General features: G+C 34.6%; 33 protein-coding genes. 7 read left to right on the top strand and 26 right to left on the bottom strand.

The genetic code is table 11. From position 1 onward, the window contains the following. Positions 1 to 86: 86 nt before the first annotated feature. A complete protein-coding gene (locus B5P40_RS24225) occupies positions 87 to 680 on the top strand; it encodes a hypothetical protein (protein ID WP_002013060.1) in 594 nt (197 codons plus the stop codon). A gap of 168 nt (positions 681 to 848) precedes the next feature. Here the strand turns inward: B5P40_RS24225 and lpdA are convergent, their stop codons facing one another. The 7 genes from lpdA to B5P40_RS24190 form a co-directional block, all read right to left on the bottom strand. Beyond that, positions 849 to 2,228, bottom strand: a complete 1,380-nt coding sequence (gene lpdA / locus B5P40_RS24220) for a dihydrolipoyl dehydrogenase (RefSeq protein WP_113710052.1) — start codon at positions 2,226 to 2,228, stop codon at positions 849 to 851. A gap of 15 nt (positions 2,229 to 2,243) precedes the next feature. Then, entirely contained in the window at positions 2,244 to 3,443 is a 1,200-nt protein-coding gene (locus B5P40_RS24215) for a dihydrolipoamide acetyltransferase family protein (RefSeq protein ID WP_113710051.1), read from the bottom strand. Between the two features lie 27 nt (positions 3,444 to 3,470). Continuing rightward, positions 3,471 to 4,505: an acetoin:2,6-dichlorophenolindophenol oxidoreductase subunit beta gene (acoB, locus tag B5P40_RS24210; RefSeq protein WP_002085142.1), complete on the bottom strand. Its 1,035-nt coding sequence runs from the start codon at positions 4,503 to 4,505 to the stop codon at positions 3,471 to 3,473. 17 nt (positions 4,506 to 4,522) lie between these two features. Next, complete coding sequence (gene acoA, locus B5P40_RS24205; protein ID WP_113710050.1) at positions 4,523 to 5,521, bottom strand: acetoin:2,6-dichlorophenolindophenol oxidoreductase subunit alpha; 999 nt, start codon at positions 5,519 to 5,521, stop codon at positions 4,523 to 4,525. A gap of 169 nt (positions 5,522 to 5,690) precedes the next feature. After that, on the bottom strand, positions 5,691 to 6,170 hold the full coding sequence (locus tag B5P40_RS24200; protein WP_002085139.1) for a DinB family protein: 480 nt from the start codon (positions 6,168 to 6,170) through the stop codon (positions 5,691 to 5,693). Between the two features lie 41 nt (positions 6,171 to 6,211). Beyond that, positions 6,212 to 7,408 (bottom strand): MFS transporter, encoded by a 1,197-nt coding sequence (locus B5P40_RS24195; RefSeq protein WP_113710049.1) that lies wholly within the window; start codon positions 7,406 to 7,408, stop codon positions 6,212 to 6,214. A gap of 123 nt (positions 7,409 to 7,531) precedes the next feature. Beyond that, entirely contained in the window at positions 7,532 to 8,491 is a 960-nt protein-coding gene (locus B5P40_RS24190) for a helix-turn-helix domain-containing protein (RefSeq protein ID WP_002136699.1), read from the bottom strand. Between the two features lie 136 nt (positions 8,492 to 8,627). On the opposite strand from B5P40_RS24190, the gene B5P40_RS24185 reads away from it, so the two are divergent. Beyond that, positions 8,628 to 9,473, top strand: a complete 846-nt coding sequence (locus B5P40_RS24185) for an oxidoreductase (RefSeq protein WP_206772072.1) — start codon at positions 8,628 to 8,630, stop codon at positions 9,471 to 9,473. Positions 9,474 to 9,567: 94 nt separating this feature from the next. Here B5P40_RS24185 and B5P40_RS24180 read toward each other — a convergent pair whose 3' ends face one another. From B5P40_RS24180 to B5P40_RS24155, 6 genes are all read right to left on the bottom strand, one after another. Next, positions 9,568 to 9,951, bottom strand: a complete 384-nt coding sequence (locus tag B5P40_RS24180) for a DUF4181 domain-containing protein (protein WP_113710047.1) — start codon at positions 9,949 to 9,951, stop codon at positions 9,568 to 9,570. A 23-nt stretch (positions 9,952 to 9,974) separates the two neighbouring features. After that, positions 9,975 to 10,412, bottom strand: coding sequence for an NUDIX domain-containing protein (locus B5P40_RS24175; RefSeq protein ID WP_113710046.1), 438 nt, complete (start codon positions 10,410 to 10,412; stop codon positions 9,975 to 9,977). Between the two features lie 30 nt (positions 10,413 to 10,442). Then, positions 10,443 to 10,808, bottom strand: a complete 366-nt coding sequence (locus B5P40_RS24170; RefSeq protein WP_113710045.1) for a DUF4181 domain-containing protein — start codon at positions 10,806 to 10,808, stop codon at positions 10,443 to 10,445. A gap of 23 nt (positions 10,809 to 10,831) precedes the next feature. Beyond that, the gene (locus B5P40_RS24165) at positions 10,832 to 11,656 is read right to left on the bottom strand and encodes a PP2C family serine/threonine-protein phosphatase (protein WP_181462962.1); all 825 of its coding nucleotides are present in this window, start codon (positions 11,654 to 11,656) and stop codon (positions 10,832 to 10,834) included. Beyond that, on the bottom strand, positions 11,640 to 12,131 hold the full coding sequence (locus tag B5P40_RS24160; RefSeq protein ID WP_078178696.1) for an HIT family protein: 492 nt from the start codon (positions 12,129 to 12,131) through the stop codon (positions 11,640 to 11,642). The genes B5P40_RS24165 and B5P40_RS24160 overlap by 17 nt, the downstream gene beginning before the upstream one ends. A 104-nt stretch (positions 12,132 to 12,235) precedes the next feature. Continuing rightward, positions 12,236 to 12,409, bottom strand: a complete 174-nt coding sequence (locus B5P40_RS24155) for a glycine zipper domain-containing protein (protein ID WP_002127725.1) — start codon at positions 12,407 to 12,409, stop codon at positions 12,236 to 12,238. Between the two features lie 215 nt (positions 12,410 to 12,624). Between B5P40_RS24155 and B5P40_RS24150 the strand changes: the two genes are divergently transcribed. Then, positions 12,625 to 12,861: a hypothetical protein gene (locus B5P40_RS24150; RefSeq protein ID WP_002085127.1), complete on the top strand. Its 237-nt coding sequence runs from the start codon at positions 12,625 to 12,627 to the stop codon at positions 12,859 to 12,861. Positions 12,862 to 12,908: 47 nt separating this feature from the next. On the opposite strand, the gene B5P40_RS24145 is transcribed toward B5P40_RS24150, so the two are convergent. Both B5P40_RS24145 and B5P40_RS24140 read right to left on the bottom strand, forming a co-directional pair. Further along, positions 12,909 to 13,745 (bottom strand): ABC transporter permease, encoded by an 837-nt coding sequence (locus B5P40_RS24145; RefSeq protein ID WP_002127727.1) that lies wholly within the window; start codon positions 13,743 to 13,745, stop codon positions 12,909 to 12,911. Further along, positions 13,738 to 14,943: a quaternary amine ABC transporter ATP-binding protein gene (locus B5P40_RS24140; protein ID WP_002013036.1), complete on the bottom strand. Its 1,206-nt coding sequence runs from the start codon at positions 14,941 to 14,943 to the stop codon at positions 13,738 to 13,740. Before B5P40_RS24140 ends, B5P40_RS24145 begins: the two co-directional genes overlap by 8 nt. Before the next feature lie 173 nt (positions 14,944 to 15,116). On the opposite strand from B5P40_RS24140, the gene B5P40_RS24135 reads away from it, so the two are divergent. Beyond that, on the top strand, positions 15,117 to 15,974 hold the full coding sequence (locus B5P40_RS24135) for a glycine betaine ABC transporter substrate-binding protein (RefSeq protein WP_002085124.1): 858 nt from the start codon (positions 15,117 to 15,119) through the stop codon (positions 15,972 to 15,974). Between the two features lie 53 nt (positions 15,975 to 16,027). On the opposite strand, the gene clpP is transcribed toward B5P40_RS24135, so the two are convergent. Together clpP and B5P40_RS24125 are read right to left on the bottom strand one after the other, a co-directional pair. Next, complete coding sequence (gene clpP / locus B5P40_RS24130) at positions 16,028 to 16,609, bottom strand: ATP-dependent Clp endopeptidase proteolytic subunit ClpP (RefSeq protein ID WP_002127729.1); 582 nt, start codon at positions 16,607 to 16,609, stop codon at positions 16,028 to 16,030. A 20-nt stretch (positions 16,610 to 16,629) separates the two neighbouring features. After that, a complete protein-coding gene (locus tag B5P40_RS24125; protein WP_113710044.1) occupies positions 16,630 to 17,316 on the bottom strand; it encodes an RNA polymerase subunit sigma-70 in 687 nt (228 codons plus the stop codon). 143 nt (positions 17,317 to 17,459) lie between these two features. Between B5P40_RS24125 and B5P40_RS24120 the strand changes: the two genes are divergently transcribed. From B5P40_RS24120 to B5P40_RS24110, 3 genes are all read left to right on the top strand, one after another. Continuing rightward, complete coding sequence (locus B5P40_RS24120) at positions 17,460 to 17,780, top strand: 2Fe-2S iron-sulfur cluster-binding protein (RefSeq protein WP_001125405.1); 321 nt, start codon at positions 17,460 to 17,462, stop codon at positions 17,778 to 17,780. 4 nt (positions 17,781 to 17,784) lie between these two features. Beyond that, positions 17,785 to 18,447 carry a ribose 5-phosphate isomerase A gene (rpiA, locus tag B5P40_RS24115; protein WP_002136714.1) on the top strand — a complete coding sequence of 221 codons (663 nt, stop codon included), beginning with the start codon at positions 17,785 to 17,787 and terminating at the stop codon, positions 18,445 to 18,447. A gap of 105 nt (positions 18,448 to 18,552) precedes the next feature. Beyond that, positions 18,553 to 18,987, top strand: coding sequence for a GNAT family N-acetyltransferase (locus B5P40_RS24110; protein ID WP_002189834.1), 435 nt, complete (start codon positions 18,553 to 18,555; stop codon positions 18,985 to 18,987). Between the two features lie 212 nt (positions 18,988 to 19,199). Here the strand turns inward: B5P40_RS24110 and B5P40_RS24105 are convergent, their stop codons facing one another. The 9 genes from B5P40_RS24105 to B5P40_RS24065 all read right to left on the bottom strand — a co-directional run bounded on the left by B5P40_RS24105 (position 19,200) and on the right by B5P40_RS24065 (position 25,899). Beyond that, positions 19,200 to 20,567: a lytic polysaccharide monooxygenase gene (locus B5P40_RS24105; protein WP_113710043.1), complete on the bottom strand. Its 1,368-nt coding sequence runs from the start codon at positions 20,565 to 20,567 to the stop codon at positions 19,200 to 19,202. Between the two features lie 438 nt (positions 20,568 to 21,005). After that, positions 21,006 to 21,566 (bottom strand): phosphatase, encoded by a 561-nt coding sequence (locus B5P40_RS24100; protein WP_113710077.1) that lies wholly within the window; start codon positions 21,564 to 21,566, stop codon positions 21,006 to 21,008. Positions 21,567 to 21,642: 76 nt separating this feature from the next. Then, positions 21,643 to 22,839 carry a macrolide family glycosyltransferase gene (locus tag B5P40_RS24095; RefSeq protein ID WP_113710042.1) on the bottom strand — a complete coding sequence of 399 codons (1,197 nt, stop codon included), beginning with the start codon at positions 22,837 to 22,839 and terminating at the stop codon, positions 21,643 to 21,645. 92 nt (positions 22,840 to 22,931) lie between these two features. Beyond that, the gene (locus B5P40_RS24090) at positions 22,932 to 23,609 is read right to left on the bottom strand and encodes a formylglycine-generating enzyme family protein (protein ID WP_033709186.1); all 678 of its coding nucleotides are present in this window, start codon (positions 23,607 to 23,609) and stop codon (positions 22,932 to 22,934) included. A 59-nt stretch (positions 23,610 to 23,668) separates the two neighbouring features. Continuing rightward, entirely contained in the window at positions 23,669 to 24,175 is a 507-nt protein-coding gene (locus B5P40_RS24085; protein WP_088045070.1) for a DNA topology modulation protein, read from the bottom strand. Between the two features lie 21 nt (positions 24,176 to 24,196). Then, on the bottom strand, positions 24,197 to 24,583 hold the full coding sequence (locus B5P40_RS24080; protein ID WP_002032651.1) for a ribosomal maturation YjgA family protein: 387 nt from the start codon (positions 24,581 to 24,583) through the stop codon (positions 24,197 to 24,199). A 92-nt stretch (positions 24,584 to 24,675) separates the two neighbouring features. Beyond that, on the bottom strand, positions 24,676 to 25,029 hold the full coding sequence (locus tag B5P40_RS24075; protein ID WP_000994618.1) for an MmcQ/YjbR family DNA-binding protein: 354 nt from the start codon (positions 25,027 to 25,029) through the stop codon (positions 24,676 to 24,678). A gap of 15 nt (positions 25,030 to 25,044) precedes the next feature. Beyond that, entirely contained in the window at positions 25,045 to 25,449 is a 405-nt protein-coding gene (locus B5P40_RS24070; protein ID WP_002032650.1) for a GNAT family N-acetyltransferase, read from the bottom strand. A 33-nt stretch (positions 25,450 to 25,482) separates the two neighbouring features. Then, positions 25,483 to 25,899: a GNAT family N-acetyltransferase gene (locus B5P40_RS24065; protein WP_002142067.1), complete on the bottom strand. Its 417-nt coding sequence runs from the start codon at positions 25,897 to 25,899 to the stop codon at positions 25,483 to 25,485. Positions 25,900 to 25,994 lie beyond the last annotated feature (95 nt).

Raw genomic sequence — 25,994 nt, 5'->3', positions numbered from 1 at the left:
AATATTTACAAAAATGTGAAATTGGAATACATTTTACATGTACAAGTTTTACCTGTACAAAAATCTAAACAAAAAGGGATGGTTATATGTTGAAGAAATTAGTAGCAGGGACATTAGTAGCAGGTTTTGCATTAACTGGAGGATTAGGAGTAGTAAGTGCTGCAGAAAAAGATAATACAATTAAATCATTTGACTATTTAAAAGTTGATGAAAAGAATGTTAATTCATTCACAAAATTAAGCGATCAATCAAAAAAAGACATCCAAATTACTATGGTACTACCTAAGCAAAATGAAAATGGAGATTGGTTAGCTTATGGCTTTACTAGCAGAGAAACATTGAATGCTTTTATTGAAAAGGATAAAAAGGTACTTAAAAATCAAATTAACCCTTTAGGTAGTGGTGCTGGTAGTACCGATTTTTATGAGCATCAAAATAAAGGTGGACAGTATATTTATTGGAGCAGTGGCTTTAAAAACCTACCTTCTAGCTGGAACGACAGAATTTCTTCTGTAAGTACAGCTTCACCTTCTGCAAGTTATTCAACAACGCTATGGGAACATTCTTCAACTCAAGGATATGGAAAAGGTGTCTCCTTTAGACACTCTGATTGGTATGGTCAAACTGCTAATTTAGCAGCAGATTGGAACGACATAACTTCAGCAATTGAAATCAAATAGTAACAGCGCATTTCAATTAAATAAGCGAAGAAATTTCAAAATCACTATACTCTCATCGATTAAAAAAACATGAGAGTATAGTGATTTTTCTAGTATCTTTTTATACATATTGCTACTTAAATATTATTTACTAAAAAGACCAGTCCTATTAGACTGGTCTTTTTACCTTCAAGCATGCACAGCATGTCCTACTGCCTGCAATAACGCCTCATGAATCGCTTCAGATAAAGTTGGATGCGCTGCAATATAATCTCGCATTATATCAGCTGTAACTTCTGTATGAATCAGTACAGTTCCTTGTCCGATTAGTTCGGTTGCACGAGGACCGATAATAGAAATCCCTACAATTTCTTGATATTTAGGTTCCACAATAACTTTTACTTTCCCCGTTTGTTCTCCAATAATAAGCGCTTTTCCGTTCGCTGTAAATGCGAATTCTCCGATGAGGATGTCACCGTATTGCTCTCTTGCTCCTTTTTCTGTTAAACCGACACTAGCAATTTCTGGAGCTGTATAAATACAGCGAGGTACAGCATGATAGTTTACTTTCACATCTTCTCCGCTCGCGTGTAATGCCGCTGTCGTTCCTTCATGGAAGGCAACGTGAGCAAGCTGTATTCCACCAATCACATCACCCGCTGCGTAAATATGTGATCTGTTTGTTTGCATATGTTCATTCACAGAAATTCCTTTATTTGAAAATTGAATGCCTGCTTTTTCTAAAGCTAATTCTTGTACACGTGGTTTTCGACCTACAGAAACGAGAATGAATTCCGGGGTGGCTTCTTGGATACTTCCTTCATATTCAAATGAAGCCTGCTTCTTATAATTATTTAATCCTTTTAAAGCTGCTCCTGTAAATATTTTTACGCCATCATTTTCTAGTTTCTCCCTTAAAATTTGTGCGATATCTTCATCTTCACCTGGTAATAATTGCGATGCCACTTCAACAATCGTAACTTTTGTTCCAAGACGACTATAAATGCTTGCAAACTCGCAACCTATTACACCACCACCAACGATTAATAATGATTTTGGTATATTTTCTAGGGACATTGCATGACTACTATTTAAAATCCACTTCCCATCAAATGGAGCAAAAGGTAATTCAGTTGGTTCTGATCCTGCCGCTATAATAAACTGGTCTCCAACTACTACATCTTCTTTATCACCGTGTGTAACTCGCATACGGTGATCCGTTTCAAATTTCGCTTTACCTTGTATAACTTTTATTTTATTTTTCTTCATTAAATATTGGATTCCTTGGACGAGCTGCGTTACGATTTGTGATTTCCTCGCCTGTATTTTCTTCCAATCAATTGATATACTTCCTTCGTTAAGTGTAACTCCATAATTATTCGCTTTTCTCACAATGTCATGCACTTCCGCACTTTCTAACAATGATTTCGTAGGCATACAACCGACATTTAAACAAGTCCCGCCAAGATCAGCTTCATCAATAAGAGTGACATCTTTTCCATTTTGAGCCGCGGTAATTGCCGCTACATAACCAGCAGGTCCGCCCCCAATAACAACTAAATTACTCATTTTCTCACCTTCTCTTTATAAAAGAATTGTTACAGGTTCTTCTAAATAACGTTTAATTGTGCGTAAAAATGCAGCTGCTGGTGCACCGTCTAGTACACGATGATCGAATGTTAAACTTAAAGGTAACATACCTCCTTTTCTTAATTTTTTCCCTTTATATACAGGAACATGTTCAATTGCACCTACACCTAAAATACCAGTTTCAGGTGTATTTAATACTGGCGTAAAATATTCAATACCGAAGCTACCTAAATTACTAATTGTAAATGTTGTCCCTTGCATCTCATCACTACTTAAACTGCCTGCTCGTGCCTTTTGTGCCACATTTTTAATCTCTTTAGATAACTCTACTAAAGATAGATTATTAGCAAAGCGAATAGCTGGAACGACTAATCCTTTTTCTAACGCGAACGCCATACCTAAATGAACATGTTCAAATTGATGAATGGCATCATTTATATACGCGCTGTTCATTTCTTTATGCTCTCTAAGCGCTAATACAACAGCACGAGAAACGAAATCAGTAATAGTTAGTTTGTTATCGTATCGTTTTTGTACAACTTCCGCTATTTCTTTATGTAAAGCAACTAAATCTGTAACATCTACTTTCATCGTTAATGTTAATTGCGCACTATTTTGTAAGCTTGCATGCATACGGTTCGCAATTGCTTTTCGCATACCAGTAATAGGAATGACTTTACTTTCTTCTTGTTCAAGTACTTCTGGAATTGCTACTCTTTCTTCAAGCGCCTTTAATACATCTACCTTTGTAATTCTTCCGCCAGGTCCTGTACCAATTAATGATCTAATATCGAGATTTTCAGTTTTTGCAATTTTCTTTGCTACTGGAGATATTTTAACTCTTTGCTTCGTCACATCTATTGCATATGGTTCTGGATGTTGTACCTTTTTAGGTTCTGGATTAGATGTTTTTTCTTCTACAACATGTATGTTTTCATGAACTTCTACTTTTTCGTCCGGTTTACCGATGTAGCAAATTACAGTACCCGGCGGCACTCCCTCATCTTCACTTACAGCTATATCAATAACAGTTCCATCAGCTGGTGCTTCTATTTCAGTTTCGATTTTTTCCGAGTTAATACTAGCAATTAGTTCACCTTTTTCTACATTATCACCTGCTTTAATATTCCAGCTCGTAATAATACCTTCTTTCATCGCCATACCTAACTTCGGCATTACAACTTCTACAGCCATGTTTCTCTCTCCCTTCTCATCGTTTCATTACACACGTAATAAAGATTGGTCTCCGATCATTTCTGATACAGTTTCAATTACTTTCTCCGGCGTTGGTAAATATAACTTTTCAAGTGGTGGCGAAAACGGAACTGGTGTATGTGGTGCTGTAATTCGTTTAATAGGTGCATCTAACAAATCGAATCCTTTATCCGCTACAATTGCCGCAATATCTGTTGCGATACTACATCTTGGATTTGCTTCGTCAATAACAATTAGGCGATTCGTTTTTTCAACAGATGCTAAAATCGTATCTTCATCCAGCGGTGATAAAGAACGTGGATCGATTACTTCTACTTCGAGTCCTTTTTCCGATAATTGCTTTGCAGCTGCAAGTGCTGTATGAACTTGTTTTCCAATTGCAACGATTGTTACATCAGAACCTTCACGTTTAATATCTGCTTTTCCTAAAGGAATTGTATAGTACCCTTCTGGTACTTCGCCTTTCATATTGTAAAGTGTTTTATCTTCAAAGAAGATTACTGGATCGTCATCTTCAATTGCCGCTAATAATAAGCCTTTTGCGTCATAAGGAGTGGAAGGAACGACAACTTTTATACCTGGAATGCTCGTAAATAACGCATATAAACTTTGTGAATGCTGTGCCGCTGCGCTAAATCCAGCACCGTGCATCGTACGTACTGTAACTGGCACTTTCGCTTTTCCACCGAACATATAGCGGAACTTTGCACCTTGGTTTAATACTTGATCAAGACAACTACCGATAAAATCATTAAACATTAATTCAGCTATCGGACGTAAACCTGTTGCAGCAGCTGCCATCGCCGCTCCCATATAACCCGCTTCTGAAATTGGAGTATCTAAAATACGATTTCGACCAAATTCTTGTACAAGTCCTTTCGTAACACCGAGTACACCGCCCCATGCTTCATCATCTTGCAAGTGATCCACTTGTGCACCGCCTGCAACATCTTCTCCGATTAAAATTACATTTTCATCACGACGCATTGATATTTTCATCGCTTCATTAATTGCAGTTGACATACTTACTGTTCTAGTCATTATTTTTCACCCTCCTCTTATTTGTAAGAAACGTATACATCTTTTAATAATTCTTCATCCTCTGGATATGGACTGTTTTCACTAAATTCAATTGATTTTTGTACTGCTTCATCTACTGCCTTTTCCATATCCACAAGTTCGGATTCCGTTAATAAAGCTTCATGAATTAAATGCTTGCGGAAATGCACAATCGCATCTTTTTCATTTAAATGTTCTTCTTTTTCTTCCGCTGTTTTATACGTTTGTGCTTCTCCTTCAAAATGACCGTAATTACGATATGTCATGCATTCAATTAAAGTTGGGCCACCGCCATTACGTGCACGCTCAACAGCCTCTTCCGCCGCTTTATATACTGCTAATAGATCTTTTCCATCTACTTGAACACCCGGAATGTTATATACTTTTGCACGATCAGCAATAGAGTTACAACTAGAAGCATATTCAAATGTTGTTGCTTCACCGTAACCGTTATTTTCTGCGATAAAAATAACTGGTAACTTCCAAATCGCTGCTAAATTAACCCCTTCATGGAATGTTCCTTCATTATTTGCTCCGTCACCGAAGAAGCAAACACTTACATCTTTCGTTCCTTTATATTTAGCTGTTAATGCCGAACCGCAAGCAAGTGGAAAACCTCCGCCTACAATCCCATTTGCACCAAGCATTCCTTTATCTAAATCGGCAATATGCATTGAACCACCTTTACCTTTACATAAGCCTGTCGCTTTCCCAAAAAGTTCGGCCATCATGCCATTTAAATCACAACCTTTTGCGATACAATGGCCGTGACCTCTATGCGTACTTGTAATACTGTCACTATCTGTTAAGTGGGCACATACACCAACTGCTACCGCTTCTTCACCAGCGTATAGATGAACGAAACCTGGCAGAACGCCTTGCGCGAACAATTCATGCACCTTGTCTTCAAACTTACGAATCTCTAACATTTTTTCATACATCCAACGAGCTTGTTCTTTCGTAATTTCATTCCCTTTACTTTCAGTTGTTTTTAACATGTCCAGCCCTCCTATTTTCTTGTTCATCTTTTATATTGCAAGTACTGTGCCAAATTCTAATCCCTGATTTAATAGGTTTTCTCTTTTCTTTCATAATAAAAAAGTGGACAAAATGAGACATCTGTCTCGTTTTGTCCACTTTTGTTCACCTAATTTGAGAATTATTATCTTATTCATTATCAAAACTCTTCTGTAATTTCCGAATGTAAATAATTTGACCAATGTGATACGCGTTATGAGTCGTTACATTAGCTAATACTTCCCACCACTTCGCAGATACAGGAAATCCAATTACATCACTTTCAACCTTGTCTTCATTTATGAGACTTTGCCATTGTAACAGTTTCTCTAATAGTTTTTCTCTTAACTCTTCAAATGTTTGATTATCTGAAAGCATAAAACTTTTGTTATTATCACCAATAGCGGGCACAGCATTAACATTTGATTCTTTGTACCTAGTTTGCCACGTCGTATTCCAATACAATAAATGTTGTACAATTTCAGCTATACTATTACACTCTTCATTCGGTTTCCAGAAAGCTTCTCTCTCAGATAAATCCTTAACTGCATCTGAAAATGGAATATACCAACTGGGATCATTCGCATTTGCTAATAACTGATCTGCTAATACGTCTTTAACATGGAACACTTTGCTTCCCCCCGTTAAAAAGATTCATTTCAAGACAATACTCACTTCTCTATATACGCTGAATTTGCCAGATCCCCTCTTTTTAGCATTAATCCCAAACATATGCACATAAAGAAACCAAAAGCACCTAATCCATAAGCTGTTGTATATCCACTTTCCCCGATAATCCATCCTGCAAGTCCCGGTCCAATCATTTGACCAACTGCATAGAAAACGGATATAAAACTAATTGCCATTGAGACATATTTCGGAGATACTTGCTTTGAAGCAGCAACTTGAATTAATAAAAGGATACCTCCGAGGCTGGAACCCCAAATAATTGCCGACATTATAAAGCCAATGATATGTCCAAATATAATTGGAATCATATCACCTATTACAGCTAATAAAAGTGCAATACATAACGTCTTCTTTATACCAATCCGATCCGAAATCAATCCCCAGACAGGAGCTCCTACGATTGAAAACATTCCTGCAATCGCATAAACAGTTCCCGAAATTGATGCCGAAATACCATTATTAATCATAAAACTAGTTTGATATAAATTTGGAATTAAATAAACAACGCCCACAATAAAATACATCCATGCAATGATGTATAACTCTTTCGTTTTCCATAAAAACGACTTATTATTCCTTTCCCCCTCATCTTCAGTAACTTCTGGATTTTTCAAAACAATTGAGGAAACGAATACAACAATACATGTCATAACGCCAAACAAAAGCCATGAACCACGCCAACTATACTCTGGAAATGTACGTACTATATAAGGAACAATTATTCCACTAAATAGCATGCCTATGCCAGCACCGCTTAATAATAGCCCCATTGCAGTTCCTCTTTTTTCTGGAAACCATCCTACTGTTATTGACATGAGTGGTGTATATACAAGAGCACTTCCAGCTCCAGAACATAGCATAAAAATAGCAGCTATCCAAACTGAAGGAACAAATGATAATCCTATTAAACTTATAACGACGAGCCAACTCCCTATTAATAAAACTGATTTTGCTCCAAAACGGATAGTAAGTATTCCAGATGTTCCGACTGTTAATAAATACCCTAAAAAGAGTATAGTTCCTAACATACCTGCTTGAGCTGTAGATAAATGGAGTCCTTCTTGCATAAACGGTAATATAATTCCATATGCCATACGTGCAAAACCCGTCGTTGTTATAATAAGAAACATTCCTGTTAATACAAATATCCAAAAATGACTTTCATTCCGTTCTTTCATTTAAATTCCTCCATAAAAAGTTATTTCCAATTGGATGTTGTTTGTAATTATAATGACCATTACAAAAAGCAACTACCAAATGACGGAGGAATTTACGGTATAGCGGATTATTCCTGTTTTACGTTAATAAATACGTAAAAGTTCTGATGGATTCATTCCATACTTTTTACGAAATAACTCTGAAAAATGACTGACATTATTGTATCCAACTGCAAATGCCGTTTCGGTCACATTACTATTTCCCGAACGCAGTAAATCTATCGCATGTTCCATACGCTTTTCTCGTAAATATGCAAATGTGGACATCCCAAATAATTCTTTAAACCCAATTTTTAATTTATAATCATTTAACTCTACTATTTTAGCTAATTCTAATAATGATGGGGGTGATTCCATTCGTTGAAGTAAAATTTCTTCAGCCTGTTTTATTTTATTCAAATCCTGTTTTGATAATTGACTCCTTTTATTTGCGTCACAATCATTAAGCAACACTCTCCCCAAATGTATAGAAAGCAATTCGAGCGCTTTACTTTCTAATTCTAGTTGACTAATACGATCCTTTTGGGGATGCTCTATCATTCTCTTAATAAGATTAGATGTTATAGAATCAATTGGATTTTGAAACTTTTTAAAAGATTGATTTCCTAATATAGAATGAAAATCAAGACTTTTTTCAATAGCATTATTCATCATGAAATGATTAAACAATTGTACAGGAATCCCAATCGCTAATGAATATAGAGGCGTTTCTTTTTCATATTCAAATACTACATCAAAATCATTCATAAAATATAAATAGCTATTTCCAGTCATTAATTCATACGAAGAATGACCAACTTGCACTCCTCCGAACCCTTGTAAACAAAAATTAAGCTCCACCATTGCTGCATCAGATGCAAACTGGATGCGATGGTTATTATGAAATTGATAATTTGATAACACAATTTCCATACCTGAAAATGAAGTCCATCTTCGTATTTCACCCATACCTATTGTTTTTGGAACATTCATATGTCTTTCCTCTACAACTTGTAAACCATAAAAATATTTATGAAAAATATCATGAAAACCGTTAGTCTCCATGAAACCCACACTCCTTTTATGTAAAAATCAAAATTTAATTGATAATCACTTTCAATTATATCAAATATCTTTATACAATAAATAGATTTTCTCTTTATAACTCGTTATGATAAAAGAAAAAGAAAGCGAGCGAACAATGAATAAAAAAATCGCGATTATTACGGGAGCATCAAGTGGATTCGGACTTTTAACGACACTTGAACTTGCAAAAAAAGACTATTTTGTCATTGCTACAATGCGCAATCTTGAGAAACAAATAGACTTAATATCTCAAGCTACTAAACTCGACTTACAACAAAATATAAAAGTTCAACAATTAGATGTAACAGATCAAGGTTCTATACATAACTTCCAATTATTTTTAAACGAAATAAACAGAATAGACATTCTCATAAATAATGCAGGATATGCAAATGGGGGCTTTATCGAAGAAATCCCAGTGGAGGACTACCGTAAACAATTTGAAACAAATCTTTTTGGAGCTATATCCATCACGCAACTTGTCTTACCATATATGAGAGAACAGAAAAGCGGAAAAATCATTAATATAAGCAGTATTAGCGGGCAAGTAGGATTCCCTGGTCTATCTCCTTACGTTTCTTCAAAATATGCATTAGAAGGCTGGAGTGAATCCCTTCGCTTAGAAGTAAAGCTTTTCGGAATAGACGTTGCCTTACTTGAACCTGGTTCTTATAACACGAACATATGGGAAGTTGGTAAACAATTAGCTGAAAACCAATCTGATACAACCTCTCCTTACAAAGAATATATGGATAAAATACAAAAGCACATAAACAATGGCAACGATACACTTGGTAATCCGATGGATGTTGCAAATAAAATCGTAGAAATTGCTGAAGCAAGGCGTACTACATTACGATACCCAATTGGGAAAGGTGTAAAATTTATGATCTTTGCGAAGAAGGTTCTTCCTTGGAGATTGTGGGAATTTCTAGTTTTGAGGAGTTTTAAGAGGATGTAACTGTAAAGTAAATAATAACCATTTATCATCGAACGGATAAATGGTTATTATTTACTTCATGATTTCATTATATGTACCATCAATAATCATTTTATTATGCAGCAGATGGAAAGAAGTAAAATAGTATTGAAGTCATAAAAATAAACGTGAATACCCCAATTATCGAAAATATATATTCTTTCGATTCTCTATCATACTTCCATTCCATCAATGCTCTTAAGATTATCGTCCCCCCTAAATAAGTAAAAATGACATAAGCAATATTTACACTTTCGAATTTAAAGATAAATATAAAGCTAGTTATTAAATAAATAAAAAGTAGTCCTATTTCCAATTTTTTATGTAAACTATTTACATGTTTCTTATATCCCCAAAAACCAACCTTGGGCATATTCAATTTTTTTCTTAAAAACTTATCAAAGAAATAGACAGCTATACAAAAAACAATAGTTATAATCCAAAAAGTAGAAGTTCCCACTTTCATCCCTCCTATTACTTCATTTAATTATTTGAAATAAATTGGACTATATTACAGTTATCCTCTTCTAAGTAACTTATGATCCCTTCAGGATATGTTGGTTTCTTCTTTAATTCCTCTAGACTTTTCCAAATTAATATAATATCCTCATGTTCTTTATGCCTTAATTCATTTATAACTACCTCTTGAGCAGTCCCCCAATGTATCAATGTACAATGATGACCTTTTTCGTTGTCCCACTCAAAAATGTGTTCATTTACAATTGCTAACTCTTGAGCATCAACTTTCAAATCGTATTCTTCTATTAACTCTCGAATTATTGCTTCTTTTGACGTTTCACCAAATTCAATAGAGCCACCTGGAAAACGATAAAATGATTCGTTCTCATCACATTGTACTAGTACTTTTGAATGTTCGTCGTTTACAATCATTACTTCTGCCCGTAAACGTGGTCTTATCATTTTCTCACCCTTTATTTGTATGACCATTCATCACCAATACGTATTATAGAATACATTCAAAATAATACCTGTAATTATTAATAACGGAACAACTCCAAACGAAATAATATATTCTTTTGTTTGCCTATTATATTTCCACTGCATATACCCTTGGAAAATGTACAATGTTATAAAAAAGAAAATTGGTATATAAGTCATGTATATTGGATTCAAAATTGAAACTATCATCATAAGTACTACATAAGAAATAATGATAATCCAGTGCCCCCATTTATGTGATTGACTGACATATTTACTATTCCATCCTGTTTGTCTCGGTATATTTAACTTTTTTCTCACGATTTTTTCTAAAAAAATTAAAATTATAATCCATAACAATAAGACAATTAGTTTCAAGAAAAACAGAAAGGCCTCCTCCTTTACCTTTTCTCCGGCTGATCACTCGGATACGTAGCATTCCTTTTATTTTCAACATCCCAACTAATAATTGTTGCACTATCTCGTCCTAATTGATGATGAACGTGTTCTAAAACATTGTGAACATGTTCTTTAAGCTCTACATTATTTCCATTCATATCATTATAAAGATTTAATGGAGTTTCATAACGGCGTTCCCCGCATTCTAATACCCCATCTGTCACCATTACAATTCGATTCTTTCCAGTACGTAATTCACGAATTCCTGATGAATAGCAAGGAACGGGTAAATCAAATGTGTTTACATTTCCAATCCATTCGTAAAAGTGGCGTTGATTCAATGTATATTGTCCTAATTTATGTAATTCATCATGAAATACATAAACTAAGCAATCACCTATGGAAAGCCACCATATGTAATTTTCTTTTCTTACGCATATTAAGCAAGCAGTTTCACCTTTTACCCTTTCGCACTTTTCTTTAAATGAGCGGGATTGAAATATCGTAAGTATATAATTTTCAACAGATCGAAATACGGTTTCAATTGATTCTTTCATAATCACTTCTATATTTTCATATTCTTTTTGGATTGTATTTACTACTAATTCAACACTTTCTGCACTATTATGCCCGTCTAATATAACGGCGAATTCCCAATCACCATTCGACAAAACTAATGCACCGTCTTCATTCTTTTTTGCTCCGGCACTTATATTCCCGCCGTATCTACCAAGTACGATATCACCATATTGCTTTACTGAAACTTCGTCTAAACACATTTCCCTACTTCCAACCCATGAATATTGTGTATTATTTGTTGTATGCATACTCATTTACCATATACTTTCGTATTCTTTCGCATAGTTTTTTAATTTTCTCTGAATCTCCATGTGGTGCACCAGTCCAATTTGCTACTTCAGTCGGTGACCAAAACTCTTTTGGTGTATTTGGATAACGTGGAATAATGTGCATATGCAAATGTGGTACACCATTACCTGAAACGAAACTGTAAATATGTTCTGCACCTTTGCTTTCTTTAAGCGCTTTACTTACTCTACTTGTTATCAGTCCGAATGCCTTTGCCTCATCTTCAGTTAATTCAGCGAGACCAGGTACATGTCTCTTTATATCAATCATTACATAACCAAGATATGTTTCTTCTGCATCCCAATGGACATGTCCAACGTAAATGAGTTCATCTTCGTAAATAGCTCCACCTGAAACTGTAATGTTCCCTTTATGTTTTTCACAAATGAAGCAGTTTTGTTCTGCTTGATTGTTTATTGGCATATCCATCACCATCCTTTGCATATATAATATCATAAAAAAAGGAAAAATAGGTTTTATATTCCGAAAATTCAATCTCTTAAAACAAGAATTTTCACATTAAAATAATTTACAACTCATTATTTCTTCAAAAGCGTAATCCCCATTCCAACTGCAATCCCAATCGCTATTCCGATTGCTATATTATCAGTAAATACACCAGGAATTACACCGATTACAACACCTATAGCGACACCAATTGTCATAGCATCATTTCTTTTTTTATTATTAGCCAAAATAGCATCTCCTCTCATAATTTCTCCCCATATAATATCCATTTACATGAACGTTGCTGTCTCCTAATATATTTGCTATTCCGCTTGGAAATTTCCAGAAAATGTACTTTATTACTTTTCCATTCCCCCTACATAATCCTCTTCGTTTGAAAGAATTTTTAAGTCACCATTACATATACATAGGCATTTACTATAAGAAAGATCAGTAATTTATTGAAGGAGGAACGATTCAAATGTATCCTCATTGGAATCCAAATATAAATCAACAATATGCTTACTCCCCCCATCCAGTAAGGAATACACTGCATTATGATTCGCAATACATGATGCAGCGCATCGCAAGCCTTGAAAGCCAATTAGCTAAATTAATCTCATTAATCGAAGAAAATAATCAATTAATAAAATCAATGGAACAACAGCAAAACCAAGTTTGTGCACCAGCTGGAGGCTCTGTTATTGTTCGGATGTAATTCGAATTCAAAAAACACACTTTGTAGTATAAAGTGTGTTTTTTGAATTATTTTCTTTTTGTATAAAACCCTTGCGTAATTCGGTCTAATATAATCGCAATCACGACGATAGCTAGTCCAGCTTCAAATCCCATTCCGATATTTACTTGTGTTACAGAGCGATATACATCGACGCCAAGTCCTGGCGCTCCTACAAGTGAAGCTGTTACAACCATTGATAACGAAAGCATAATACTTTGATTCACGCCAGCCATGATCGTTCCGGTTGCGAGCGGTAATTGTACTTTAAATAATTTTTGTGATGCGGTAGAGCCAAATGCATTCGCAGCTTCAATTAAATCTTCTGGAACTTGTCTAATTCCTAAGTCTGTAAATCTGATTGTCGGTGGCATAGCAAAAATAACGGAAGCAATAATGCCTGGTACGACGCCTACTCCAAAAAATGTTATCGCGGGAATGAGATAGACGAATGCCGGCATTGTTTGCATAAAATCTAATGTCGGCTTTAAAAATTTTGAGAAACGTTCATTTTGAGATGCTAAAATGCCAATGGGAATTCCGATAATAATTGAGATAATAACTGACGTAAGTACGAGCGCTAATGTTTGCATCGTTTGTGCCCAGTAGTTAATATTTAAAATAAATAATAATCCGATGAGCGTAAAAATGACTAAAGATAATTTCCTCGTTGTGTACCAAATGAGGAAACATAAGATGATAATCATCACTATGGCTGGTATTATTGTTAAAAAATTAGTGAGTAAATCAACAAATCCACCGATAATATAGGAGAATCCTCGGAACAAGCCTTCAAAGTGCTCATATAAACTTGCAACAAATGAATCGACCCATTCGCCTAATGGAATGCGCGGAATATTATTCATCATCTTTCACCTCTTCCTCAATGTTACCTGCAAGAGCTTGAATGACACTTTCACGTTTAATAATTCCTCTCAACCTTTTCTTTTCATCAATTACGGGTAATGGATATTTCATCTCCGCCATTTTTGCATACGTTTCTTCCAGTAATGTATCTAGATAAACGTGTGGAATATCGTTAAGTAATAAATCAGCAATTGGCCATTGTTTTTTCATTGCTTTACTTGCATCATCCGCTGTTAAAATACCTAAAAACTCATACTTTTTGTTCACAACATATACCGTAGAAACACCTGCATTTCTCATAATTTGCAAAGCTACACGCGGCCCACGATCGATTAATAACGTTTCTGGTCTTTTTAAAATAGATTCTGCCGTAATTACTTTTCCTAAATTCACATCCGCAACGAATTTCTCTACAAATTCATTTGCAGGGCTCATCATAATTTCTTCCGGTGTTCCAATTTGGACAATTTCTCCATCTTTCATTAATGCGATACGATCACCAATTCGAAGAGCTTCATCTAAATCATGTGTAATAAAAATAATTGTTTTTTCCATTTTATCTTGTAACTCTAACAATTCATCTTGCATTTCTTTTCGAATTAGTGGATCTAATGCACTAAATGACTCGTCCATTAGTAATACATCTGGATTATTCGTTAGTGCCCTTGCAATTCCAACACGCTGCTGCATACCACCACTAAGTTGACTAGGGTAATTATCTTTATGATGATCGAGTCCTACTAACTGTAGCGATTCTAACGCCTTATTTTCTCGTTCCTCTACTGGAACTCCTTGAATTTCTAACCCGTACGCAACGTTTTGTATTACCGTACGATGTGGAAATAAAGCAAACTTCTGAAAAACCATACTCATTTTCGTCCTTCTTACTCTTCGCAATTCTTCTTTTCCCATCGTTGCGATGTCTTCACCATCTATGTATATATGCCCCGCTGTCGGTTTAATTAATTGATTTAGCATTCGAACCAATGTAGATTTCCCACTACCAGACAAACCCATAATAACGAAAATTTCTCCAGTGTATACTTCAAACGTTGCCTTTTTCACACCAACGTTCATTCCTGTCTCCTTTAAAATTTCCGATTTGCTTTTTCCTTCTTTTAATAAGGTAAGCGCCCGTTGCGGATGTTTCCCAAAGACTTTTGTTACATTTTCAACACGTACCTTTGTATTATCCATGTCACTACTCCTTTTCTACCCATCTATTTACATAGTGTTGCGATTTTACAGAGAAATATTACATAAAAATGACATATATAAGATTTCTTTAAAAATTCTTGTTTCCGTTCATAATAAGAAGGTTCACTTATAGATTAATTTATAAAAAGCAAAAGCTTCACAGGAGGTTTTGAATGCGAAAAAAAATATGGATTATAAGTCTGTTACTATTTATTAGTATGATTTTCACTTCTTGTAATGCAACAAATGCAAATTCGAAAGGAAAAATTAAACTTGGTGTAACAAGTTGGAAAGAAAATATCGCAACCGCAAATATGTGGAAAGTTTTATTAGAAGAAAAAGGCTATAAAGTTGAACTCATGTATTTAGAAAAAGCTGCGATATGGACTGGCGTCGCACGTGGTGATGTTGATGCGAATCTAGAAGTATGGCTTCCTGTTACGGATAAACCATTAAATGCCCGTTACAAAGATGACTTCGTCTTAAAATCAAAATGGTATGAAGGTACTGGGCTTGGTTTAGTCGTCCCTTCTTATGTGAAAAACGTTAACAGTATTGAAGATTTAAATGCACATAAAGATGAGCTAGATAATAAAATTGTTGGGATTGAACCTGGTAGTAGCCTAATGAATTTAACGAATAAAGCAATGAAGGAATATGATATAAAACTAAAACTTGTCCAATCTTCAGAAGCTGCGATGATGAGCGAACTAAAGAAGGCATATACGAAAAAGAAACCAATCGCTGTTACGCTTTGGAATCCTCATTGGGGCTTTTCAGAATTTGACTTAAAATATTTAAAAGACCCTAAGAAAGTATATGGTGAAAAAGATGACATTTATTACTCCGTTCGTAAAGGTTTCGAAAAAGATCATCCGGATATTGTGAAATACTTTGATCAATGGAAAATGAACGATGAACAACTTGGTACGTTAATGGTCATGTTAAATAAAACGAAAGATCCAGAAGAAGCTGCTCGAAAATGGATAAAAAAGAATCAAGCTTTAGTTGATGAATGGATAAAAGAATAAAGAATGACAAAAACAGGCTAGAGAATTTAGTATATTCTCTAGCCTGTTTTACGTTATTTTTTCTCAATAACTGCATCAACAATTCCATATTCCTTCGCTTCTACTGCCGTCATAAAATAATCTCTTTCTGTATCATGAGCTACCTTTTCTACTGGTTGCCCTGTTCGATTAGATATAATTTTGTTAATATCATGTTTTAACTTTAATATTCTTTTTGCTGTAATTTCAATCTCCGTTGCTTGCCCTTTTACACCGCCGAGCGGTTGATGAATCATGATTTCACTGTTAGGGAGCGCAAATCTTTTTCCTTTTGCGCCAGCTAATAGTAAAAGCGCACCAAATGATGCCGCAAAGCCCATACAAAGTGTTTGCACATCTGGTTTAATAAGGTTCATCGTATCTAATATTGCAAATCCCGCTGTCGTTGAACCACCCGGACTATTGATATACAGGAATATATCTTTTTCTGCATCTTCCGCTTCTAAAAACAATAATTGTGCTACTACACTGCTTGCAACTTGATCGTTAATTTCTGAACCAATCATAATAATTCGGTCTTTTAATAATCTTGAATATATATCATAGGAGCGTTCTCCTAATTTCGTTTGTTCTATTACGTAAGGAATTACACTCATTATAAATCCCTCCATCTGTTTTATGCCGCATTAAGCATACAACTGTAAGAAGAAAATTGTTTCATACTGAAGAATAACACTGGTTGTATTGATGGTAACTTAGTGAAATCTATTGTTGGGAGAAGTTTCGTCAACAATTCAGGTCTTTCTTCTCGAATAGAAGTTACAACGATTTCAACATCATCCGTGTACTCCACTATTTCAATGCCTTCTTCATTTACAGTTTTCAGCCTATTTCTACTCCTAAATAAAGATGCTTTCACTGCGCCTTCTGATACAGAGCATATTTTTGCAATATCCGCGATACTATACTGAAAAACATCCTTCAATAATAAAATTACGGATTGTTGCACATTTAACGAAGACAATACTTTCCCTACCATTTCATGCAAATCTGCAATTTTTCCATGTGGTTCTTCAAATGTATTTTGCTGTTCTAACTTTTCTTGAACGGATTTTGATTTCATTTGATCTAACCATTGATTTCGAGCAATTTTATACAGAAGCGTTATACAAATTTCCTTCTCACTATACTTTTGAAGAACTTTGCAAATTGCTTCTTGGGCAAGGTCTTCCCCATCCCATTTGTTTTTCGTCAAAAACGTACAGTATCTTTTTACCTCTGCATAATGTGTAATTAAAAAATTTATATTTGAATGATTCATATCGATATGATCCTTTAAAACCTGAGTTACTTTTGTGCACAAAATAACCACTCCTTTTCAGCGCTTACTTAATAAACGATTGAACAAATAAAAAAGTTACGGGGCTTATAATTAATTTTATGTTTATGTTCATGAATACGGGTCATAAATATGTTATATAGCATTTTACATGAGGAGGAATCAATTTGCCAAAATTAACAGTTGAAGGTACCGGAACTTTCGATATTAAAGAAGGAACGAAATTAGTATTAGCACTTGAAGATAACGGTGTACACATTCTTCATCGTTGCGGTGGCAAAGCAAGATGTACAACTTGTAGAGTTGAAGTCATTGCAGGTGATTTTTGTGAGGCGACAAATGATGAAAAACAAGCTATTACGGAAAAAGGAATTGAAGACCACTTACGATTATCGTGCCAAATGCGTGTACATAAAGATATTACCGTTCGCCCTATACTTACAGTTGAAAATTCCGGTTTAGATGCTGGACCACGCCCAGCGGAGTAAAATGATGAATTTAAAACAGCTTGCAGGCGAATATGCTGCTGGCTTTGTAAGAGATGGTATGACGATTGGACTTGGTACGGGTTCAACCGTATATTGGACGATACAAAAGTTAGGTCACCGTGTACAAGAAGGGTTATCTATTCAAGCTGCACCGACATCAAAAGAAACTGAAGTATTAGCAAAACAATTATCTATTCCGCTAATCTCTTTAAATGAAATTGATATACTTGATCTCACAATTGATGGAGCAGATGAAATCAATAATGATTTACAATTAATAAAAGGTGGTGGTGGTGCATTACTTCGCGAAAAGATTGTTGCCACCTCCTCTAAAGAACTTATTATTATTGCAGATGAATCCAAACTCGTTTCACATTTAGGTACCTTTCCACTTCCTATTGAAATCATCCCCTTCTCTTGGAAGCAAACTGAAAAGAGAATTCAATCTTTAGGATGCGAAACGCGTTTACGTATGAAAGATGGCGGACCATTTATAACTGATAACGGCAATTTAATTATTGATTGTATTTTTCCAAACAAAATATTGAATCCAAATGATACACATACAGAGTTAAAGATGATTACCGGTGTAGTTGAAACAGGATTATTTATCAATATGACGAGCAAAGCGATCATCGGAACAAAAAACGGTATAAAAGAATATTAAGCATTTTAAAGGCTGACTTTTGCAAGTCAGTTTTTTCTTTTATAGCATTACAGTATGATATACTATGAAAACACATTCATATCACACTAGAAAGGGCTGAACAATTTGCAATCCAAACTCATAACAGAACTTACAGATTTAGAAACTGCCTTTCACATTCGAAAAGAAGTCTTTGTAAAAGAACAAGGTGTCCCTCTTGAAGATGAATTCGATACATATGACCAAATTGGCGAGGCATGCAAACATATATTAGTTTATTATAATGAACTTCCTGTAGGAACTGGCCGTATACGATTCGTTGACGGAATGGGTAAACTAGAAAGAATTTGTATTTTAAAAGACTATCGCAAATACGGATTAGGCAAAGTAATCATTCAAAAGTTAGAAGAGATTGCTCGTAACAAAGAAGCAAACAAAGTTAAACTACACGGTCAAACACAAGCTGAAGGGTTTTATGAAAAATTAGGCTATCAAACTTCTTCCGACGTATTTATGGAAGATGGAATTCCACATATTCTTATGACGAAAGTGTTATCATAATAGAAAGGTTACTATATGATTCTACATTATGTATTCGTATAGTAACCTTTCTGTAGCTTATTCGTTTGAAAGTCTCTTTGATGAATATTCTAGATTAATACAAAAAGACGACGCTGAATACGTCTTCTTTTTTATAAGCAGAAAAGTTAACTCTCAAACTTCCTTTTTTTGCATCAAAGCCCATCATCTTTCATTTCATTTTGAGGTAAAGCTTACACTGTTTTCCATAAGGATAAAGCAAAAATCCAGTTTGGATCCCCATGTCCTTCATAATTCTGGACTGCTTCATACACTTTTCCCTCGTGTAAAACTCTATCTTCCTTTTTATATGCTTTCTTTGCATCCCACGCTTCATATGAAGCGCTTTCAGTTTTTGTAGTAATTGTGAACGTATCACTTTGTACGGATTCATTTCCAACTACATCCACTGCTTTCACTGCATATTTATAAGTAGTATTAGCGAGTAAATTTTTATCCATATAAGAAATCGTATTGGATGTTGCAATTTTTTTCATTGTTCCTTCTATTTCTCTATAAATATCGTAATAGTCTACTCCAACGTTATCATCAGATGGGCTCCACATTAGATCCACACTTGACGCTGTTGTTCCCATGCTATGTAATCCTTTTGGTTGTGTTGGTGCTTCTGTATCAGGAGCTTCAACTGTTGTTTTCACTGTAAGCGCTGTACTTTCTTTCGATACATTGCCAGCTGCGTCAATTGCTTTTACAGTATAAGTGTATTCTGTGCTTGGTTGTAATTTCTTATCAATAAAATAAGTGCCTGGTACTGTGTCAATCATCTCTCCGTTACGGAAGATTTGGTACCCTTTTACTCCTACATTATCCGTAGAAACGTTCCATGTTAGTTCTATACTATTTGCTGTTACTTTTTGCGCCTGAAGTCCATTTGGAATACTTGGAGCTTCTGTGTCTGGTTTCACATTGTTGATGAGGTTAACATCAATTACATTATAGAATGCATTTACTGTATCAGCTACATCCCATACTGCTAAAATTACATGATATCCACTACGGTCAGTAGGTACATTGATTTTGTGAGTTAAATTATTTGAAGCTGCAGAACCATCATGTTGTACAGTGCCAATTGGCTCAAAGTCCGCTCTTGTTAGTGCTTTATTTGGATTCCATCCTTTTTTTGTAATATAGTAATGCCATTTGCTTGTTAAGTGAGGCGCTGTATACTTCCAAGTAAATGTATTTTCCCCACCAGTGATTGTATTTTTAAACCAACGCTCCGCTGCTTGTTGATCTAAAATACCGCCAAATTTTCCACCTGCAGAAGCGATTTTCCCATCCACTGGGCCACCTTGTGGGAATCCTTTTGGAGCTTCTAAACTTTGTGGTTCATACATAACACTTCCGCAGTTTACATTTAGAGCACCATAAGTTGGGCTACATAAAGCGGAACGGCTACCAGGCTTTTCAACAAAGCCGTGCGCGTATGCATTTTGAGGAATAAGTGTCGTGCCGATAATTCCAGCTGTTAATGCAACAGCTCCTATACTTTTTTTGTTCATTTTCAAGTTTTGTAGTTGTTTTAAAAATCGATTATTCATGTTCCTGTCCCCTTCTTGTTATACTTCGTAGTGTAATGTGGGCTTTGATGTAAAAGAATAACAAGAGTCAATCTTATTTCGTGTATGCGTAAATATGCATACACCGTCGTAAAGAAACATTTCATTTCTTGTGAAATATTTCACTTACGGAATATATCATGACATAGAAATCACCTAAATGTGTGCAGAAGTTGTGCAGAAACAGTGAAATTACTACTAACACGTAAAACTACATCCTAAATTTATAAAGTAAAAGTGAGCAATAGAAATTGTAGTACTTGTAATGAAAAATTTTAGGTATATATATGGATGAATTGCACCAAGTCGTCTTGAAACCCTTCATCGTTAACTTAAAACGCATGGCAATGTGAGATTACATTATTTTAAAACAACGTGCCATCTCCATTTTCCATATATCTTTCTATCAATACTTTGAAATTACTTATCACTTGTAAACATTTCCGAATCCGTCAATATAGTTTCATAAAACTTATCATATTCTTCACTGTATTGAAGTTTTAACTTTTCTATTAAACTTGTATCTGGTGAAATAATATCAATAACGTCTGTACTTATATACAATAAATAAGTATCGTTATAAAAAGAAATATACGCTTGCTGACCACCATTAACTACATACTTGCAATACTTATATACTTCATCTTCATGTACACCTTTAATCGTAGTAAATATGATTGTACTTTCAAGATCATCAACGTCTACTTTCGTTTCTGCCCAATTCTTAATCTTCATGAACCTTCCAATTTTTGTTTTCTCATTTATTCTCTTACTTTTACCATATGTTATGTAACCGGAAATAAATGAAACATCAATTGTATCAGGACTTTTAAAAAGTTCAGTCAAAATCCCTCTTAATCCTCTCAAATTACCCTCAAATAATTCTATATCGAATCTAATTCTATTTTTCGCCTCCACTTGAAAAAATGGTGTAGCTGTCATGTCAGCAAAATTTACATCTAGTATTTTCATTCTTTCCATTTCATCAATTCCTCGCTTCATATAACATAAAAGTGTCTATATCATTTAATATAGACACCCTTTCACATGTATAGTTTTAATAACAGCCTGTAAATTTAAAAATTTCATCAACTGCTTGCTTATACCCACCTGATTTTCGGAGAGACTCCTTCAAATTCAAAGCAGCTTCTTTACATGACGGATTATTTAATACTATTTCTACACTTTCACTTAGTTGATCCGCAGTTAATCCTTGCATTTGCAATTTAACTCCTGCCCCGAGACTCTCCACTTGCTTTGCGATTACTGGCTGATCTGCACTTTGCGGAATTACAACGAGTGGAACACCGTTATATATCCCTTCATGCGTACTGTTCATACCGCCGTGTGTAATAAATAGTTTCGTATATTTGAGAAGTTCAGTTTGTGGTACATAGTTTTTCACAATGAAGTTTTTAGGGATATTACCTAAATCACTTATTTCCGTTTTGTTGCCAATAGACATAACAATTGTATGCTTACTATTCTCGAACGCCTTCATACAAAGTTTATAAAAATCAATCGCTTCATTAAAAACAGTACCTAATGAAATGTAAATCAGGCTTTTTTCTTCAATTGAAGTGTAATCAAAACCTTCATTTTTCACTTGTGTAGAGATAGATGGACCCACAAATTTGAATGTTTCATTAAATGTATCCCCAAAAGGTTGGAACTCCTTAATTGTATACACAATAGTAAGTGAAGCTGGATTACAGAAAACTTCATACGGTGAGTTTATATTAACACCATATTTTTCTGTAATTCCATTAGTTATGTTTTCAAAATCATTATGTATTCTATCCTGAACTTCCAGTGGGATATTTTTAGAAAGATGGACTAACATTTGTTTAAATGATTTTTCATCTTGTGCAAAAGATGTGCATGAATTTATGGCTGGAAGATTAAGAATTTGGGCAATTAAGCGGCCACAGCCAAACATCGAATCATGAATAATATAATCAAAATGTTCACCTTCAATTTGTTCTAGAACACTAGGTATTACAATATCAGCTGTATGTAGAAGGCCGTTTATTCTTTCCTGTAAATAATTTCGACCACCGGAAAGAAATGCTTTTATAAATTTTTCATCATCAATCGTTCGTACAGTAGCACCTGTCTTCTCAATACGCTCCCTGAAAGCCTCTATTGAAAAATAAGCTACCTCTTCACCGCGAGAAATCAGTTCTTCTACAACATGTAATGTTGGATTTATATGTCCTTCTGATCCAGCGTTAATGAATAAAACACGTGCCATTCAAAACACTCCTTAAATTTTAAAATTTCTATGTTGTAAAGAGTATGGATACTTTCCATACTCTTTATGGAGTTATATGTATCATTTTCCTGCTAAATTGACCTAGCAAGCCTAAAACCGAGATCATCTATATGAAATGTAGGATGACTACGACGGCGACAAGTGGCACCGCACCCTCTCGCTTCTTCAGCCCAGCTACCGCCTCGGAAAATCCGGTACGATCCATATACCTTTTCATCATACAAATCATAACACCATTCCCAAACGTTCCCTAACATATCATATACTCCCCATGCATTCGGTTCTTTTTTACCGACCTCATGAATTTTCCCATCCGAGTTTTTATTATACCAAGCTATCTTATCAAGTTCTCCATATGTATACCCAGTAGTCCCTGCTTTACATGCATATTGCCACTCTGCCTCAGAAGGTAATCGGTAGCCGTTGGACTCTACATTACAACTAACCTTTTGACCGCCATCACTAATAGAATAATATTCTTTTAATCCCGCTTTTTTTGAAAGTAAATTACAAAATATAATCACATCATTCCAAGAAGTATTAACAACGGGTTTATGATTGCCTAGAAAAAAATTTGATGATTCATTTATAACAGTATAATATAATTCCATCGTTACAGTATATTGTGCAAGAAGAAACGGCTTAATTTGGGCCTTCCATTCTCTTTTAATTCGATCGTCTCTTAAAACTATCTCCCCTGCTGGGATTTTTACCATATAAGAATCAATCAAGCGAATTATTTCATTCAATATTATTCCTCCATTCAAAATGGAACATAATTTAATGTTTTTAATGCACCAATTTATACTTACTGCACTTCCTTTATGAATCGTTGAACCTCATTTGGTGTTTTTAAAATAATAATTCTTTTATCCTTATTGAATTGATCGAGTCTTTTTAAAATTGCAGGTCTTTTCGACTTAGGATATTCCCATATCCATTTGAAAAATTGTAAGTCAAATCTTTCTTCACATCCAGCCCCCATATCCGGTCTTGTTTTATTCCGATATTGTACAATTCTTTTAAAAGCACGATAAACACAAATTGTTCTATGAATATCAAGAAAGATAATTGTATCAGCTGCGTTAATTCTTATGTCCATTGTCCCGCCATAATTCCCATCAATAATCCACTTTTCCCCTTTAACTAATTCATTTTGAACCGTTCTTTGCTCCTCTTTCGGTACACCCTCCCAATTTGGTTTCCAAAATAGTGCATCAAGATGATGCACCTTAATATTTAATTTATTCCCTAACTGTTTTGCTAATGTAGATTTTCCTGAACCACCAGAACCTATTAATATTATTTTTTTCATAAATACCCCTTTTTACATCTTTTATTTCTTCCGTAGCATAAACTCACCAAGCATTCCTACTCCAACACCAATTGTGTAAGCCACTAAATCACTCCATAAAAATCCGTAACCTAATACGAGTCCACCTAAAGTCGTTGCTCGAATGCTATCTATCCATTCCGCATGGTACAATTGACTAATTTCAATCCCGTAGCAAAATATCAAACTAATAAAAGCTAATTTCCTCGTTTCTATTTTAGGAAACAAAAATCCAAATCCAATAAAAATCATTAATGCCCATAAAGCATCACCTAAGTACCCATTTAACAAATCTGGTAACGCAAAAGCAAACTTTCTTGAACTAAGACCTAAAATAATAACAACTATAGTAAACACCGCATATAGTAATCTATTTCGTTTCGTATTCATTTCAAAATCTCCTAATATATAATGTAAAACTGCAAATAGCTAGTAAAATATAATCATTTTACTAGCTATTTATAGTCGACTTCACTTTGTATTTAATCCAATAACTCTTGCTGCTTTTTCTTTGAAAATGATTGTAATACTAAATCATACGACCAATCTATCATTTTATTAATTTGTTCTTGTCCTACATCCTTATGTATGTACACTGTATTCCAATGCTTTTTATTCATATGATATCCAGGAATTATTGTTTCTGGGTAATCTTCTCTTATTCGTAAAGAAAGTTCTGGATCACATTTTAATGTAATCGCAGCTTTTTCACCTTCTTCATGATTCACTATCGCAAATATTTTATTATTTAACCTCATACATGTTGCACTCCAGCCATCTGGAGAATCTTCTGTCGCTTTTCTTTTCGATAAACAATATGCTCTTGTTGCATTCATTCTAATTGGCACCTCTTATTCTTTCACTATTTGATTACGATGCATCACAATTTGCTTCGTAACTTGAAATTGCTGTTCACCATAGAACTTTATTAGTTTCTCTCCGCAAAATAGACTAACAATATCAATATGGGATACCTCTTGAAGTAACATTGTAAGCATCTTCTCACCAATTCCCTTGTTTCTTACACTCTCATGTACGACAACATCTTCAATATACGCCCGAAAAACACCGTCAGTAACAACTCTAGCAAATCCAATTAATTCGTTTTCTTCCCATACTCCAATTGCTATACTATTCTTTAACATTTTTTGAATATCGACTTCTTTTCTTTCTGGCCACCAACCTACAGAATCGTAAAGTTTCTTTATTTTTTCTACACAGATTGGTTGTTCATGTTGTAATCTATACGTGTACATTTTTTCTCCCCTCAACCAGTATACATAATATTATTATAATCTCTTTTCTAAAAAGTGTTGACTATGCCCTTTAGGATGATCTTCAACAACACCATATTCTCGGTATCCGTGCTTTTTATAAAAATCTGGTGCTTGGAAACTAAATGAATCTAGTAAAATAAGTCTACATCCTTTTTCCATCGCAATTCCTTCTATTTTATGTAACAATTGACTACCATAACCATCATGACGAACAGATTCATCAACCCATAAAAAATCTATATGAAGATGATAAAAATACATCGTTCCTGTTACCCCGCCAAAGATTTTTCCTTCCTCATCTTTCACTACGAAACTTACTTGTTCCATTGGCTGTTTTACTTCATCTGACAGCGCAGACATGTTATATTGAATTAATTTATTTTTAATGTATTCTCCTTCAGTGCGTGTACCGTTCTCTATACGTTTCATATATATTTCATCCTTTCAATTCTTATAATATTTACATATTTTTATTGCATCATTTCAATAGACTAATCAATACAAATCTACCATATGTAACAAAA

Origin of the sequence: Bacillus sp. SRB_8 (assembly GCF_003264205.1) — a bacterium.
Classification (GTDB): Bacteria; Bacillota; Bacilli; order Bacillales; family Bacillaceae_G; genus Bacillus_A; species Bacillus_A mycoides.
The sequence above is the reverse complement of the archived record's forward strand: the minus strand, read 5'-3'. Positions and strand labels throughout refer to the sequence as shown.